Annotated in this window: 1 protein-coding gene; it reads right to left on the minus strand. The window is 73.2% G+C overall.

The genetic code is table 11. The features are described from left to right. Positions 1 to 41: 41 nt before the first annotated feature. Positions 42 to 863 carry a dimethylargininase gene (gene ddaH, locus BZY54_RS35410; protein WP_341868718.1) on the minus strand — a complete coding sequence of 274 codons (822 nt, stop codon included), beginning with the start codon at positions 861 to 863 and terminating at the stop codon, positions 42 to 44. Positions 864 to 908: the final 45 nt, after the last annotated feature.

A 908-nucleotide genomic window follows, 5' to 3' on the forward strand; every position in this document is an offset into this window, starting at 1 on the left:
GGCCCCCACCCACCCACGAACCGGACGGGCGGCCCTTCCGGTCACGTCCGCAACTCCAGCGAGCAGCACTTGACGCTGCCACCGCCCTTGTGCAGCTCGCCCGTCTCCACGGTGACCGGTTCGAAGCCGCGCTCCCGCAGGGGCTCGCAGAGCCCGGGCGCCGTCTGCGGCAGGACCACGTGCAGGCCGTCGGAGACGGCGTTCAGACCGAGCGCCGCCGCGTCCTCCTCCGCCGCGATCAGCGCGTCCGGGAACAGCCGCCGCAGCACCTCCCGGCTGCCGGGGGAGAAGGCGGGCGGATAGTAGGCCACCTCGTCCGCCGCGTCGTCGAGCACGGCCAGCGCCAGCCCGAGGTGGTGGAAGCGGGGGTCGATCAGCTCCAGGCCGATGACCGGCCGGCCGAAGAACTCCTGCGCCTCGCCGTGTGCCAGCGGGTTCGTCCGGAAGCCGTGCCCGGCCAGCAGGTAGGACGCGGTGACGGCGAGGTCGCCCTCGCCCTCGTTGATGTGGATGGGCACGTGCAGATGCGTGTAGCCGTGGGCCGCGAACCACTCCAGGTGCGCCTCGGCCTCCGGCTCCCGCCGCGGGTGGGCGAACCGGGCGCCGAACACCCGGCCGTCGGCCACCGTGGCGCCGTTCGCCGTGAACACCATGTCCGGCAGCAGCGGCTCGGGCGTCAGCTCCTCGACGGTGTGGCCGAGCGACCGGTACACCTCGCACAGCCGCTCCCACTGGGCCAGGGCCAGCGGGGCGTCGACCGGCTTGGCCGGATCCGTCCACGGGTCGGTGGAGTACGTGAGATCGAAGTGTGCGGGTGGGCACATCAGATAGCGCCGGGGTGTGGCGCTGCGGGAACGGGCCAAGGCGGGCTCCTCGGGTACCGCAGGGCTGCTTCGAGGCCATGGTGC

Origin of the sequence: Streptomyces carpinensis (genome assembly GCF_002154505.1) — a bacterium.
GTDB classification, from domain to species: domain Bacteria; phylum Actinomycetota; class Actinomycetes; order Streptomycetales; family Streptomycetaceae; genus Streptomyces; species Streptomyces carpinensis.